The following is a 14,264-nucleotide window of genomic DNA, read 5'->3' as shown; positions in this document are numbered from 1 at the left end:
TACACAAAGAAAGCTTATGATGACAGCCGACGAAATTCTGAATGAAGTCAATGCGTTTATTGACAACATGGCTTACGACCGCAAGCCAGCCTCACTGTACGAGCCTGTGAAATACGTGCTTTCCATAGGAGGCAAGCGCATACGCCCCGTGCTCATGCTCCTTGCCTACAACCTGTTCAAGGATGACCCGAAGAGCATACTCATGCAGGCGTGTGCCCTTGAGACATACCACAACTACACCCTGCTGCACGATGACCTTATGGACAATGCAGACCTTAGGCGCGGCTGCCCGACCGTACACCGCAAGTGGGACGCCAACACCGCCATACTCTCTGGCGACTCCATGCTCGTGTTGGCCTTCGAGCGCATGGCGCAATGCCCGCCCGAGAAACTTGCAGATGTGATGAGGCTCTTTACCGTAACGGCACTTGAGATAGGCGAAGGCCAGCAGTACGACATGGAGTTCGAGCAGCGCGACGATGTCACTGAGGCCGAGTACATAGAGATGATAAGGCTCAAGACGAGCGTGTTGCTGGCATGCGCGCTGAAGATGGGAGCGATGCTGGCCGGTGCTTCAGAGAGCGATGCCGACAACCTCTATAAGTTTGGCGAGCAAATAGGTCTTGCCTTCCAGCTGCAGGACGACTACCTCGACGTTTATGGCGACACAAAGGTGTTTGGTAAAGCTATCGGAGGCGACATTGTATCGAACAAGAAGACATACATGCTCATCAACGCCTTCAACTGCGCCAACGAGGCACAGAAAGCAGAGCTTGTGAGATGGACATCGGCCAAGGACTTCGACCCTTCCAAGAAGGTGGAGGCAGTGAGAAACCTGTATAACGAGATAGGCATCGACAAGCTGGCACAGCAGAAGATAGAATACTACTTTGCTCAGAGCCGCAAGTTCCTCAATGAGGTCGGCGTGAGCGATGAGCGCAAGAAGGAGCTCGCTGCCTATGCGGAGAGAATGATGCACAGACAGTCCTGATATCCATTAATAAATAATGAGTATGCTTATCGACACACATGCACACCTCGACGGTGAGGAGTTTGCCGCAGACCTGCCAGTGGTAATCGAGAGGGCGAAAGCCGCAGGGGTGGAGAAGGTGTTCGTACCGGCCATAGACCAGAAGACTTCAGGGACGGTGCTACAGCTATGTCGGGAAAACAAGGGCTTTGCCTACCCTATGATTGGCCTGCACCCCGAGGAGGTAAGGGCAGACTATGCGGAGGTGATTGGGCAGATGAGACAGATGCTCACGGCGGAACACATCGCCATAGGCGAGGTAGGACTGGACTTCTACTGGTCGCGGGAGTATGAGAACGAGCAGCTACATGCCTTTGAGGAGCAGGTAAGGTGGAGCATAGACAGCCATCTGCCGCTGATGATACATTGCCGAAAGGCCCAGAACGAGATGGTCGCCATAATGAGGAAATACAGGGGGCAGCTACATGGCGGAGTATTCCATTGCTTCACGGGCAACCGCCTTGAGGCAGCCGAGTTGTTGTCGTTCGACGGATTCGCGCTCGGCATCGGTGGTGTGCTGACATTCAAGAGCAGCCATCTGCGTGAGGACCTGCCTGCCGTGGTTCCACTCGAACGCATAGTTCTTGAGACCGACAGCCCATACATGGCTCCCGTGCCCAATCGGGGCAAGAGGAACGAGAGCTCGTTCATTCCGCTCATATGCCAGCAACTGGCGCAGAGCTACGGAGTGAGTGCCGACGAGGTGGCAAGAATAACCACTGCCAACGCCCTCCGCATATTCGGAATTGACGACGGCAACCATGGAGTCATATCACGATGACACCCCGCTACAGACATTACACAACGTTAAAGAACTTTAAAACACCTATGCCAACAGCTGTTATTTGGAACAAAACATATAATTTTGCACTCCGAACGCAAGGAAAGATGCTCGAGTGGCTGAAGAGGCACGCCTGGAAAGCGTGTATACGTCAAAAGCGTATCGGGGGTTCGAATCCCCCTCTTTCCGCCCTGTTGCGATTGTTCCCAGGGTTCCGTACCGGCAGCCCTTGGCAGTTTACGTTTAGCAAACTCCATTTTCACAGTCATCATATTCTACAATACCGTTACCCGTCAGCTGCCTGAACGGGCAGGCTTCATTTATGCATCGCAGACCAGCAGGCCGGGCAACAAGACAACAGACAATCAAGAACAATGAAACATTTACTCAAATGGCTGACAGCAGCCACATTACTCACCGCCATCATCTGCAACAACACTCCCGCCAGGGCTGCCGCACAGCAGGAACAGACAGCACAGCAGGAACAGACATTGCAGCAGGACAGCAGTGCCATTCTGGACAGCGCGGCATTGGATGACGACATCATAGCTGCCGAGACATTCCTTAGCAACGACACCACAATGGCAGACAGCGAGCCTGCAGGAGTCCACAAGATTCTGAAAAAGAAGTTCATCGAGGGTAATGCCGGCTTCATGTCGCTCGTAGCCCTTGCCTTAGTGCTTGGCCTGGCGTTCTGCATAGAGAGGATAATCTACCTTAGCCTCTCCGAGATAAACGCCAAGAGATTCATGGCCGACCTTGATGCCAGGATAATGGCTGGTGACATAGACGGTGCGAAGAGCCTATGCCGCGACACGCGGGGGCCTGTGGCGAGCATCTGCTATCAGGGGCTTGTGCGTATCAGCGAGTCCACTGATAACATAGAGCGCTCCATAGCCAGCTACGGCTCCGTGCAGAGCGCAAACCTGGAGAAGGGATGCTCATGGATAACGCTCTTTATCACCATCGCTCCGTCACTCGGTTTTCTCGGCACCGTCATAGGCATGGTCATGTCGTTCGACAATATCCAGCAGGCCGCAGACATCAGCCCCACCATCGTGGCATCGGGAATGAAGGTGGCACTGATAACGACTATCTTCGGTATCATCGTCGCAATAGTGCTGCAGGTGTTCTACAACTATATTCTCTCAAAGATTGAGCATCTCACAAGCCAAATGGAGGAGAGTGCGATAACACTGCTCGACACCATCACGAAATACAAGCAAACATCGCAGACAACAGGCAAAACAGTATAGACAAATGCTTAGACTTACCGACATCAAGACATGGACGGCCGCACAGATAAGCCGGCGTATATTCCTCGCCATCACGTCAATGTCCCTACTGCTGTTCGTGCTGTTCTGGACATTAGGCTTTGACACTCCCTATGAGGACAGTCCTAACTTCAACGCCCCACTGCTCACCGATGCCCTGCTGTGGCTAATGGTGATGCTGCTGCTTGGTGCATCAGCCTTAACAGCATGGTCGGTAGCGACATTCATCAGGAAAAGAGGAAATACGGATGCCAGGACAAACAATATCCCCGCAAAGGCTATCAGCTACACGATGGCCATAGTCACAACCACCCTGCTCGTGCTGTCGTTTTCCGTTGGCTCATCAGAGCCTATAAGGGCAAACGGACTGCTATACAGCTCATGGCTCTGGCTAAAGAGTGCCGACATGTTCATAATCACCTCATCCATTATGATTGCCGTCGCCTCGGCAACAATCATTACATTTTCCATTATCAACAAGCGTAGGAAATGATAAGAACCAACAAACGCCGCCGTGTGCCAGGGCTCAACACCACATCTACGGCCGACATATCATTCATGCTGCTCATCTTTTTCCTTGTCACCACATCCATGGACATGGACAAAGGGCTGCTACGCCAACTGCCGCCTAACGCACAGCAGGAGTCCACGGAGCCTATGGAAGTGCAGAAGGATAAGCTCTTGGAGATTGTCGTCAGCGACAACGACTCGGCCTTTATCAACGGAAGGCCGCTCGTCATGGCATCTCTGCGCAAGGACATACGCAACTTTGTAAGCAAAGCTGGCAAGGAACATCTGATTACCATCAATGCCTCGCCGCTGTCGTCGTATGACACATATTTTAATATTCAGAACGAGATTGTAGCCGCCTACTCCGACCTGCGCAACGGTCTGTCAAAGAAGCTATACGGCATAAGATACGCAGAACTTCCAGAAGAGCAGCGCACACGCATCAAGGAGCTATGCCCGCAGCGAGTGTCGGAGCAATATAACGAGACATCTGCAGAGAAAGGAGGCCAGCCATGAGCCTCATACGCCGCCGCCACCGCAACATGCCAAGTCTGAACACCGCCTCGCTGCCCGACCTCATCTTTGTCGTGCTGTTCTTCTTCATGATTGTCACCCACATGCGTACCGAGACACTAAAGGTTGAGTATACTGTTCCAAAAGGTACGGAGCTTACCCATCCCGTCAAGAAGTCTACGGTGGTGCATATCCACATAGGCAAGCCCATAGGCCATAAAGACAACAGCAGCTCCGCCGTCCAGATAAACGGAAGAATAGTACCCATAGAGAGAATTGCAGAGGCAGTCTCTGCGGAGCGTTCCTCCATGCTTCCCGAGGACAAAAACAAGCTCACCATTTCCCTTAAGGCCGACCGGAAAACCCCTATGAGCATCATCACTGCCGTCAAGCAGCAACTGCGCAAGGCCAATGCCCTCAACATCAGCTATTCGGCAGAGGAAAAAGAAAAATGATGGGGGAAGGATAATCGCTACGAAAAAAAGAAGTGGCGAATTATTTGTCCATTCCGATAAATATCCGTAACTTTGCAGCGGCTTTCAGAATGGAAGCTAAGGGGTGCTGTGCCTTTTGGTACGGCTGAGATTATACCCACAGAACCTGATACGGGTAATGCCGACGCAGGGAAAGGTAATCCCTTTTTATGTTATTTCTTAATTTTAAAAGGTGTACATGAAAAGAAATGTATTCTTTGTTGCCGCACTGTCGTGTGTGGCAAATCTTTATGCGGTCGAGCCTGTCGACACGACCACTGTTCACATGTTGCAGGATGTACAGGTTACATCCACACGCGCTGACAAGCGCACCCCAATGGCCTATACCAACATCGGCAAGGCACAGCTGAAACAAGTAAACTTCGGACAGGACATTCCGCACCTGCTCTCGCTCACTCCATCGGTGACAACGACGAGCGACGCTGGAAACGGTATCGGCTACACATCAATCAGGGTACGCGGCGTGGACCCATCGCGCATCAACATCACAGCCAACGGCATTCCAGTCAATGATGCCGAATCGTCACAGGTGTTCTTCGTCAACATGGGCGACTTTGCCTCAAGTGTGCAGAGTATGCAGATACAGCGCGGAGCAGGAACGTCGACCAACGGCTCCGGTGCCTTCGGAGCAACCATCAACATGCAGACTGAGAACATCGGCACCACACCATTTGTGGGACTCGACATGAGTGCAGGCAGCTACTACTCACACAAGGAAACACTGCGCTTCGGCACAGGACTGCTCGGAGGTCACTGGGGACTGCAGGGACGCCTCTCGAACATCGGCTCACACGGATATCTGGACCGCGCCCACACCAACCTCAACTCCTACTTCCTGCAGGCAGGCTACTTCTCGGACAACACCATGGTGAAGTTCATCACTTTCAACGGACAGGAGGAGACCTATCACGCATGGAACTACACCTCAAAGTACGAGCAGAGCCTTTACGGGCGCCGCTACAACTCTTGCGGAGAGTATTACGATGCCGACGGCAACGTACACTACTACGACAACCAGACCGACAACTATCACCAGCAGAACTACCAGCTCATCTGGAACCAGATATTCAATCCGAACTGGGACCTCAACGTGGCACTCCACTACACCAAGGGACAAGGCTACTACGAGGAGTATAAGGTGAACAAGGACCTTCAGGAGTACGGTCTCTCTGACGTGGAGTTCAAGACTGACCTAGTAAGGCAGAAGAAGATGGACAACGACTTCTATGGCGCCATCGCATCAATCAACTACCACGACAACGAAAGTTTCAAGGCCACTCTGGGCGGAGGCTGGAACAAATACGACGGTGACCACTTCGGTCTGGTAAACTGGGTGAAGGAGCCACAGAAGGAAATGTACCCTGGTTTCGAGTACTACCGCAATACTGCTTGGAAAACCGACTTCAATGTCTATGGCAAGGCCGAGTGGGAGTTTGTAAAGGGCCTTAGCGCATTCCTCGACCTTCAGTACCGCCATGTAGGCTACCGCATGGAAGACCCTGCCGACTGGTATATCGGTGGAGAGGCCAGCGGTCTGTGGGCACACGACGACTTCGACTTCTTCAACCCCAAGTTCGGTCTGAACTATCAGATCGACGACAACAACAGGGCATACGCCTCATACTCGCTGTCGCACAAGGAGCCTACCCGCAACGACTATCAGGACAACTATGTATCTAACCTCAAGGCGGAGAAACTGCAGGACTTCGAACTGGGATACAAGTATGAGAGCAGCAAGTTCGCCGCAGGCATCAACTTCTACTACATGTTCTACAACAACCAGTACGTGCTCACAGGCGAACTCAACGACATAGGCGAGATGAAGGCCAGCAACGACAACTGCGGAGAAAGCTACAGGGCAGGCGTTGAGCTGGAGGCAGCATGGAAGCCCGTATCATGGTTCCGATGGGATGCCAACGCTACATTCTCCAAGAACCGCAATAAGAACTGGACCGTTACGCTCGACGACTACGAGACTGTAGTAAACCTCGGTGAGACACATACCTCATTCTCGCCCGAAGCCATCTTCAACAACATCTTCACCTTCACCTACAAGGGCTTGCAGGCAAGCATCCAGAGCCAGTATGTAGGCGAGCAATACCTCACCAACACCGACTTCAAGAGCTACATCAACTACAACGAGGACGGCAGCGTAGACCAGGAGGTCGGCATGATGCTCAAGGACCACTTCACAACCAACATCAACCTCTCCTACACCTTCGGATTGAAGAAGTTAGGCATAAAGGAGGCTACCATCGGCCTGTCGCTCTACAACGTCTTCGATGCCAAGTACGACAACAACGGCTGGGCATGGTCGGAGTTCCGCAAAAACGGCGACAAGGTCGAGGCTTACTGTGTGGACGACCTCTACGAGGCAGGCTTCGCACCATCTGCACCATTCAACTGGATGGCACATTTGTCAATAAACTTCTAAGCCGATGGATTTCCTGTCAGAACATTGGCTTGACATACTCACCACGATACTCGGGCTACTATACATAGTACTCGAGTATCGTGCCAGTATAGCCCTGTGGATTGTAGGCATCATCATGCCTGCCCTTGACACATGGCTCTACTGGAGCCATGGGCTGTATGGTGACGCGGGCATGGCTGTCTACTATACCATTGCCGCAATCTACGGCTGGGCAATATGGAAGTTCGGCCGCAAGCACGGACAGCAGACAGGCGGGCAGATGCCCATCACGCACATGCCGTCGAGGCTCTATATTCCATCGTTAGTGTTTTTTGCCGTGGCATGGGCTGCCACCTATTATATTCTAGTAACCTTCACCGACTCTACGGTACCACTACTCGACGCCTTCACCAATGCTCTGAGCTTCGTCGGCCTCTGGGCGCTGGCACGCAAATACATAGAGCAGTGGTTCTTCTGGATTATAGTCGACGCCATCTGCTGCTATCTCTACATCGCTAAGGGCATTCCTTTCAAGGCCGCTCTCTATGGCCTGTATGTCGTTATAGCAATAGCCGGATATTATAAATGGAAAAAGATGATGAAGCAATGAGCCACTATCCTTTATTGTCCACAGACAGCCGTTTCCCGGCAGTGATACTTGCCGATGGCGACTACCCCACTCATTCCGTACCATTGTCAGTATTAAGTTCATCGTCATGTCTTGTTTGCTGCGACGGTGCCGGTGCCAAAGCCATCGCCCACGGGCTCTCGCCAATTGCCGTTGTCGGCGATGGCGACTCATTGCCGATATCTGTCCGCGACACGCTGGGCGACCGCCTGCACATAGTTACCGAGCAGAAATTCAACGACCTCACCAAGGCCACACGCTACGTGATGGAACAGCTGGGAGGAGTGTCGTCAATAGCATACATTGCCGCAACGGGAAAGCGAGAGGACCACACACTCGCCAATATCTCCCTCATGGCTTATTACGAGCGCACCTTCGGGCTGAGCCCCGTGATGATTACCGATTACGGCTACTTTGCCGTTGCCCGGGGCCGCAACAGCTTCGGCACATTCCCCGGCCAGCAGGTTAGCATCTTCAATATCTCCTGCAAACGAATTTCCGGTGAGGGATTTCGATGGCAACCGTACACGTATACCATGTTCTGGGAAGGCACCCTCAACGAGGCTACACGCAATATCGTTACAATAGATGCCGACGGGGTGTATATGGTTTACAGGACATTTGATAAAAAAAACGTTTAAGATATTTGCGCCATCATCCCTTTTTTCGTATTTTTGCATGGACAACCACATGAAGACCACTGCTCCTGCCATTCCAGGATAGCAGGGTTCCAATATTTGTGGACGAACAGCCTTACATTATAACAGATTATTCACCACATAAAACTAACTACAATGAAACGATTTGCTTTTAAGATGTTCCTCAAGCCCGGATGCGAGAAAGAGTATGCCAAGAGGCACGCTGCCATCTGGCCGGAACTGAAACAGATGATTAAGGATGCAGGCGTAGGCAACTACAGCATTTTCTGGGACAAGGACACAAACATTCTCTTCGCCTACCAGGAGTGCTCCAAGGACACCAACAGCCAGGACACCGACAATGTAGACCCGATAACGCAGAAATGGTGGGACATGATGGCCGACATCATGGAGGTCAATCCCGACAACTCGCCTGTAACCATCCCCATAGAGGAAGTCTTCCACCTGGAATAAGGCAACATCTTCAAATACTATAGCCTCACCCGATTCCCATAAGCACAAAGGGGGACGGGTGAGGCTTCTTCATACAGCACATGACATATATGACGGCAACCAACTCCTGGACTCCCGATGACAGCCAACGCGAAATTCTCGCTCTTGGCTCTGGCCACCACCTTGTATTGGCACCTCCCGGCTGCGGCAAGACACAAATGCTTGCCGAGCGCGTGGCGCAGGCACACCATGCAGGAACCGACTTCTCTGACATGCTCTGCCTGACCTTCACCAACAGGGCTGCCCGCGGCATGCGCGAGAGGCTTCTCACACGCATAGGCGCAGCACATGATGCAGACAGCCTTTTCGTGGGCAACGTCCACCGTTACTGCTCGAAGTTCCTCTTCGACAACGGACTTGTACCATCAGAGTCGGCCGTCATCGACTCCGACGATGCCCTGAGCATTCTCGCACGCTACTTCGGAGAAGACGAGGAGCAGGCAAAAGCCAACGGCTCGCGAAGAAAAACATATAATGATGTCATAAACCTCTCACACCTCATGCACCAGATAGCGCAGGGCTACCCAAGGAAGCTGCGCACACACACCGACTGCCTGTCGGCAGACGACATTGGTGCCATGAAGAAATTCTGCCGATGGCGCGATACGCCATTTACACCCGAGGCCATGACTGATCTCTACAACCATGCCGTTACCTACGAGGATGACCTGAACGGCATGTCTACCGACATAGGTGTGGGCTACAACGTGGCCAATATGCTTCGGAAAATGAAGTTCGCACACGCCTACGAGGCATACAAGGATCAGAACCAGCTACTCGACTTTGAGGACTTGCTGCTGCTGGCATACGATGCCTTGTCAAAGCCTAACAATTTCAAGAAATACTCCTGGGCACAAGTCGACGAGGTACAGGACCTGAATTTCCTGCAACTGGCCATCATCGACCTTCTGCTCACCGACTCCCCTACCATAGTATACCTCGGCGACGAGCAGCAGGCAATATTCTCATTCATGGGAGCCAAGATGGAAATCATGGACGAGCTGAAGAACCGCTGCCATGGCCACATCCACCATCTGGGCACCAACCACCGGTCGCCATCCTATCTTCTTGATGTCTTCAACACCTACGCTACCGATGTCATGGGCATCGACCCACAGCTGCTGGCCAAGTCCTCAAACATGGCTAAAGCAACAGTAGGAGACTTGGGCATAATAGCTAGTACGACTATCGAGGCTGAGTACGAGGATGTGGCACGCCATGCGGCAGAGCTTGTCAGCAGCCATCCCGGTGAGACTACTTCCATAGTGGTAAACTCCAACAACGATGCCGACAACATAGGCAATGTGCTCACTAAGCTCGGCATACCCCATTTCAAGGTCTCTGGTACTGACCTTTTCTCCACTGATGACATAAAGCTCCTGTTATCCCATTTCTCCGTTATTGCCTCCGACTTCAACTTCATTGCCTGGGCGCGCTTGCTTTGCGGCTTCCACTTATGTGCCACCAAAGCCTCGGCACGCAGCCTCGTCAGGCAACTGCGCCTAAGGGCCATGACACCATCTGACCTGCTGCGCAGTGACGGCAAGAGCTATGTAGAGAGCTTCGCCGAGGCTGCCCAAGGCGATATTGTGGTCTTCGATACCGAGACCACGGGACTGAACGTCTACGAGGACGACATCCTGCAGATAGCCGCAATGAAGATGCACAACGGAACTATTGTCCCTGGCTCGGAATTTAGCGTGTATATATCTACCGACCGCCATATTCCAGAGATGCTGGGAGACATTCCCAACCCCATTATCGAGGAGCGCCTTCATCATGAGCTGCTGTCTCCAGCCGAGGCTCTGCAGCGTTTCCTCGACTATGCCGGCGGAGCACCGCTGCTCGGACACAACGCAAGCTACGACTACGACATCATGGACTTCAACATACGCCGCTATCTCCCCGAAACCGACTGGTGCGTGTGCCATCCGCTCTGCTTCGACTCCCTGAAACTCGCACATCTGCTCTTTCCAGGCATGAGCCGCTATAAGCTCCGCGACCTCATCACGCAGCTTGGACTTGAGGGTGAGAACTCTCACCTTGCCGATGCCGACGTCTATGCCACCTGCAGCCTCGTGACACGTTGCATCAGCAAAGCCTGTGAGTACATTGCCGGGCAGCACCGCTTCATGCAGCAGGGCAACATGCCCCACTTGGCTGAACTCTTCAAACAACGCTATGCCGAAATATACAACGACACCACTGACAAGCTTCACCAACATGCAGAAGAAGGCGCAAAGCCAATACTCGTCAGCATGATGGAGCAAGTTTGGCAGCAGATGCTCGAGGAGCAATTTGTCAAAAACAATCCTAAGATGACCCACCTATTCTCGTACTTAGCGGAAGAGATGATGCACGGAGAGGCAACAGCCACACTAAAGCATCTCCTCGATGCACACGCCATCGAGATGAACACCCTGCGAGAATCCGACCTGTGTGGAGCATCCTCCATGGCCGAGCGGCTATTCATCAGCACTATCCATAAGGCCAAGGGGTTGGAGTTCGACAACGTCATCGTCTTCGATGTTATCGACGGGCGCTTCCCCAACTTCCACAATGCAAACATCAAGTCTCTTAACGAAGAGGACGCGCGCAAGCTGTATGTCGCCATAACGCGAGCCCGCAAGCGGCTGTTCATATCCGTCTCTACAACCAGGCTGCGGTACGACGGCACAACGACAGCCTTACAGCCCAGCCGTTTCCTTAAGCCTATTGCCGGAAAGATGCAGCAACAATAGTGGCGACACAGTTCCCCACATTGTCCACATTAGCCTGCGGCACACAAAAGAAAGGCGTTCCGAAGTCTGATTGCAACCAGACATTCGGAACGCCATAACTGTATGAAGACACCTATTGATGATTATCAGTTTTGGAAGGTGAGACCACCTTCCCTTGCATCAATGACAACGGGCTTGTCGGGTACCACATTGCCCGAGAGCAGCTGTTTGGAAAGGTCGTTGAGCACACACCTCTGTATGGCTCTCTTTACAGGACGTGCTCCAAACTCAGGGTCGTAGCCAACAGAGGCCAGATAGTCCAGTGCGGCCGATGTCCAGTTTAGGGTGAAGCCTTGCTGTGAGAGCATGTTACGCACGGCGTTCATCTGCAGCTCCACGACATCCCTTATCTCCTGCTTGCTCAGCGGCAGGAACATTATGGTCTCGTCGATACGGTTGAGGAACTCCGGACGGATGGTCTGCTTGAGCATCTCGAAGAGCCTGTTCCTCATAGTCTCCAGCTTATCGGCAGACAGGCAGCCTCCTGCGGTCTCCGTCTCCTGGCGTATAAGCTGCGAGCCAAGGTTAGATGTCATAATAATGATGGTGTTCTTGAAGTTGACGGTACGCCCCTTGTTGTCGGTAAGCCTTCCGTCATCGAGCACCTGCAGCAGGATGTTGAACACATCGGGATGCGCCTTCTCTATCTCGTCGAAGAGCACCACGCTGTACGGTTTCCTTCTCACTGCCTCGGTGAGCTGTCCTCCCTCATCATAGCCGACATATCCCGGAGGAGCACCGATGAGCCTGCTGACGCTGAACTTCTCCTGATACTCGCTCATGTCTATTCGCGTCATCATGGTCTCATCGTTGAACAGGTACTCTGCCAGTGCCTTAGCCAATTCAGTCTTGCCGACACCCGTAGTACCAAGGAATATGAACGATGCTATAGGCCGCTTGGGGTCCTGCAGTCCCGCACGTGAGCGTCTGACGGCATCCGACACGGCCTGTATAGCCTCTTCCTGTCCTATGACCCTTTTGTGCAATTCTTCCTCCAAGTGGAGCAATTTCTCGCGCTCGCTCTGCATCATCCTCGTTACTGGTATGCCCGTCCATCTGCTGACTACCTCAGCAATGTCATCGGCAGTAACCTCCTCTCGCACCATGGCCTCGGCTCCCTGGGCCGACTTCAGCTGCTGCTGTATGCTGTCTATGTCGTCCTGCAGTTGCTTCAGCTTGCCATACCTTATCTCAGCCACTCTCTCGTAGTTGCCTTCCCTCTCAGCTTTCTCGGCCTCGAAACGCAGGTCCTCCATCATCTGCTTGTCCTGCTGTATCTTGTTTACAAGCGCACGCTCGCCCTCCCATTTGGCGCGGAAGGTCTTCTCCTGATCCTTCAGTTCGGCTATCTCCTTGTCAAGGAGTGTAATCTTCTCCGTATCGTTCTCCCTCTTGATAGCCTCACGCTCTATTTCAAGCTGCTTCAGCCTGCGCGTAAGCTCGTCCAGCTCCTCGGGCACGGAGTCGTGCTCCATACGCAACTTTGCCGCAGCCTCATCCATGAGGTCAATGGCTTTGTCTGGCAGGAAGCGGTCGCTTATATAGCGTTCCGACAGCTTTACAGCCGCTATGCAGGCATCGTCCTGAATACGCACCTTGTGGTGGTTCTCATAACGCTCCTTCAGTCCTCGCAGTATGCTGATGGCATCAGTCTCGTCAGGCTCGTCGATGGTCACTGTCTGGAAGCGTCGCTCCAGCGCCTTGTCCTTCTCGAAGTATTTCTGATACTCATTGAGAGTGGTGGCACCGATAGCCCTCAGCTCGCCTCTTGCCAGCGCAGGCTTCAGGATGTTGGCGGCATCCATGGCCCCCTCGCCTCCTCCTGCCCCCACAAGGGTATGAATCTCGTCGATGAACAGTATGATGTCGCCATCGGCAGCAGTAACCTCCTTGATGACAGCCTTCAGCCTCTCCTCAAACTCTCCCTTGTATTTGGCTCCAGCCACCAGGGCACCCATATCGAGCGAATAGAGCTTCTTGTCCTTGAGGTTTTCTGGCACGTCTCCCTTGACAATGCGCTCAGCCAGTCCCTCCACTATGGCCGTCTTTCCTGTTCCCGGCTCACCTATCAGTATAGGATTGTTCTTCGTGCGTCGGCTCAGTATCTGAAGCACACGCCTAATTTCCTCATCACGGCCTATCACCGGGTCGAGCTTGCCCTTACGGGCATCATCAATGAGGTTCTTGGCATACTTTGACAGCGACTGATAGTTCTCGTCGCCCGACTGCGACTTAACGCTCTGTCCCTGCCTGAGCGTGCTGACGGCCTTCATCATCTCATTCTCCGAGCAACCGGCATCGCGAAGAATGCGGCTGGCAGTAGAGGTCACATTGACAAGGGCAAGCAGTATGGGCTCTACGGAAACAAACTCGTCACCCATCTGGGTGGCATAATCCTGAGCCTTGGCAAGCACCTTGTTGGAGTCATTGCTGAAATAGGGGTTGCCACCCTGCACACGCGGCAGATGCTGTATGTCGCTTGTCACAAGAGCATCTATCTGCTGAGCGTTAACTCCAAGTTTCTGGAATACGAAATTGGCAATGTCGCGGCCTTTCTCCAGTACACCCTTGAGGAGGTGTACCGGCTCAATGCTTTGCTGTCCGCTCTGCTGGGCAGTATTGACGGCAGCCTGCACGGTCTCTTGTGCCTTAATCGTAAATTTGTCGAATGTCATATATTACTCCTTTCT

Annotated in this window: 12 protein-coding genes, 1 tRNA gene and 1 riboswitch; of the genes, 12 read left to right on the top strand and 1 reads right to left on the bottom strand. The window is 52.8% G+C overall.

All coding sequences use genetic code 11. The features are described from left to right. Nucleotides 1–16: 16 nt before the first annotated feature. The 12 genes from CIL02_RS14595 to CIL02_RS14540 all read left to right on the top strand — a co-directional run bounded on the left by CIL02_RS14595 (nucleotide 17) and on the right by CIL02_RS14540 (nucleotide 11,535). On the top strand, nucleotides 17–991 hold the full coding sequence (locus tag CIL02_RS14595; protein ID WP_170935117.1) for a polyprenyl synthetase family protein: 975 nt from the start codon (nucleotides 17–19) through the stop codon (nucleotides 989–991). A gap of 22 nt (nucleotides 992–1,013) precedes the next feature. Further along, entirely contained in the window at nucleotides 1,014–1,811 is a 798-nt protein-coding gene (locus CIL02_RS14590) for a TatD family hydrolase (protein ID WP_094402820.1), read from the top strand. 101 nt (nucleotides 1,812–1,912) lie between these two features. Next, nucleotides 1,913–2,000 (top strand) — tRNA-Ser (locus tag CIL02_RS14585). 185 nt (nucleotides 2,001–2,185) lie between these two features. Continuing rightward, nucleotides 2,186–3,067: a MotA/TolQ/ExbB proton channel family protein gene (locus CIL02_RS14580; protein ID WP_094402818.1), complete on the top strand. Its 882-nt coding sequence runs from the start codon at nucleotides 2,186–2,188 to the stop codon at nucleotides 3,065–3,067. A 4-nt stretch (nucleotides 3,068–3,071) separates the two neighbouring features. Continuing rightward, on the top strand, nucleotides 3,072–3,578 hold the full coding sequence (locus tag CIL02_RS14575; RefSeq protein ID WP_094402816.1) for a hypothetical protein: 507 nt from the start codon (nucleotides 3,072–3,074) through the stop codon (nucleotides 3,576–3,578). Further along, nucleotides 3,575–4,111: a biopolymer transporter ExbD gene (locus tag CIL02_RS14570; RefSeq protein ID WP_094402814.1), complete on the top strand. Its 537-nt coding sequence runs from the start codon at nucleotides 3,575–3,577 to the stop codon at nucleotides 4,109–4,111. Before CIL02_RS14575 ends, CIL02_RS14570 begins: the two co-directional genes overlap by 4 nt. After that, complete coding sequence (locus CIL02_RS14565) at nucleotides 4,108–4,563, top strand: biopolymer transporter ExbD (RefSeq protein WP_094402813.1); 456 nt, start codon at nucleotides 4,108–4,110, stop codon at nucleotides 4,561–4,563. The genes CIL02_RS14570 and CIL02_RS14565 overlap by 4 nt, the downstream gene beginning before the upstream one ends. Before the next feature lie 89 nt (nucleotides 4,564–4,652). Further along, nucleotides 4,653–4,752: riboswitch (TPP riboswitch) on the top strand. Nucleotides 4,753–4,780: 28 nt separating this feature from the next. Continuing rightward, the gene (locus CIL02_RS14560; RefSeq protein WP_094402811.1) at nucleotides 4,781–7,036 is read left to right on the top strand and encodes a TonB-dependent receptor; all 2,256 of its coding nucleotides are present in this window, start codon (nucleotides 4,781–4,783) and stop codon (nucleotides 7,034–7,036) included. Between the two features lie 4 nt (nucleotides 7,037–7,040). Continuing rightward, on the top strand, nucleotides 7,041–7,625 hold the full coding sequence (gene pnuC / locus CIL02_RS14555) for a nicotinamide riboside transporter PnuC (protein ID WP_094402809.1): 585 nt from the start codon (nucleotides 7,041–7,043) through the stop codon (nucleotides 7,623–7,625). Next, nucleotides 7,601–8,284, top strand: coding sequence for a thiamine diphosphokinase (locus CIL02_RS14550; RefSeq protein ID WP_240513731.1), 684 nt, complete (start codon nucleotides 7,601–7,603; stop codon nucleotides 8,282–8,284). The genes pnuC and CIL02_RS14550 overlap by 25 nt, the downstream gene beginning before the upstream one ends. 153 nt (nucleotides 8,285–8,437) lie before the next feature. Beyond that, the gene (gene rhaM, locus CIL02_RS14545) at nucleotides 8,438–8,755 is read left to right on the top strand and encodes an L-rhamnose mutarotase (RefSeq protein ID WP_094402806.1); all 318 of its coding nucleotides are present in this window, start codon (nucleotides 8,438–8,440) and stop codon (nucleotides 8,753–8,755) included. An 89-nt stretch (nucleotides 8,756–8,844) separates the two neighbouring features. Next, nucleotides 8,845–11,535: a 3'-5' exonuclease gene (locus CIL02_RS14540; RefSeq protein ID WP_094402894.1), complete on the top strand. Its 2,691-nt coding sequence runs from the start codon at nucleotides 8,845–8,847 to the stop codon at nucleotides 11,533–11,535. Between the two features lie 125 nt (nucleotides 11,536–11,660). On the opposite strand, the gene clpB is transcribed toward CIL02_RS14540, so the two are convergent. Then, entirely contained in the window at nucleotides 11,661–14,249 is a 2,589-nt protein-coding gene (clpB, locus tag CIL02_RS14535; protein ID WP_094402805.1) for an ATP-dependent chaperone ClpB, read from the bottom strand. Nucleotides 14,250–14,264 lie beyond the last annotated feature (15 nt).

The organism is Prevotella sp. P3-122 (assembly GCF_002251365.1).
Taxonomy (GTDB): Bacteria; Bacteroidota; Bacteroidia; order Bacteroidales; family Bacteroidaceae; genus Prevotella.
This window is presented reverse-complemented; position numbering and strand designations above follow the sequence as displayed.

Bases quoted from the DNA above. Each gene is read 5' to 3' on its own strand.
- CIL02_RS14595 (WP_170935117.1), top strand. From the start codon at position 17: ATGATGACAGCCGACGAAATTCTGAATGAAGTCAATGCGTTTATTGAC.
- CIL02_RS14590 (WP_094402820.1), top strand. From the start codon at position 1,014: ATGCTTATCGACACACATGCACACCTCGACGGTGAGGAGTTTGCCGCA.
- CIL02_RS14580 (WP_094402818.1), top strand. From the start codon at position 2,186: ATGAAACATTTACTCAAATGGCTGACAGCAGCCACATTACTCACCGCC.
- CIL02_RS14575 (WP_094402816.1), top strand. From the start codon at position 3,072: ATGCTTAGACTTACCGACATCAAGACATGGACGGCCGCACAGATAAGC.
- CIL02_RS14570 (WP_094402814.1), top strand. From the start codon at position 3,575: ATGATAAGAACCAACAAACGCCGCCGTGTGCCAGGGCTCAACACCACA.
- CIL02_RS14565 (WP_094402813.1), top strand. From the start codon at position 4,108: ATGAGCCTCATACGCCGCCGCCACCGCAACATGCCAAGTCTGAACACC.
- CIL02_RS14560 (WP_094402811.1), top strand. From the start codon at position 4,781: ATGAAAAGAAATGTATTCTTTGTTGCCGCACTGTCGTGTGTGGCAAAT.
- pnuC (WP_094402809.1), top strand. From the start codon at position 7,041: ATGGATTTCCTGTCAGAACATTGGCTTGACATACTCACCACGATACTC.
- CIL02_RS14550 (WP_240513731.1), top strand. From the start codon at position 7,601: ATGGAAAAAGATGATGAAGCAATGAGCCACTATCCTTTATTGTCCACA.
- rhaM (WP_094402806.1), top strand. From the start codon at position 8,438: ATGAAACGATTTGCTTTTAAGATGTTCCTCAAGCCCGGATGCGAGAAA.
- CIL02_RS14540 (WP_094402894.1), top strand. From the start codon at position 8,845: ATGACGGCAACCAACTCCTGGACTCCCGATGACAGCCAACGCGAAATT.
- clpB (WP_094402805.1), bottom strand. From the start codon at position 14,249: ATGACATTCGACAAATTTACGATTAAGGCACAAGAGACCGTGCAGGCT.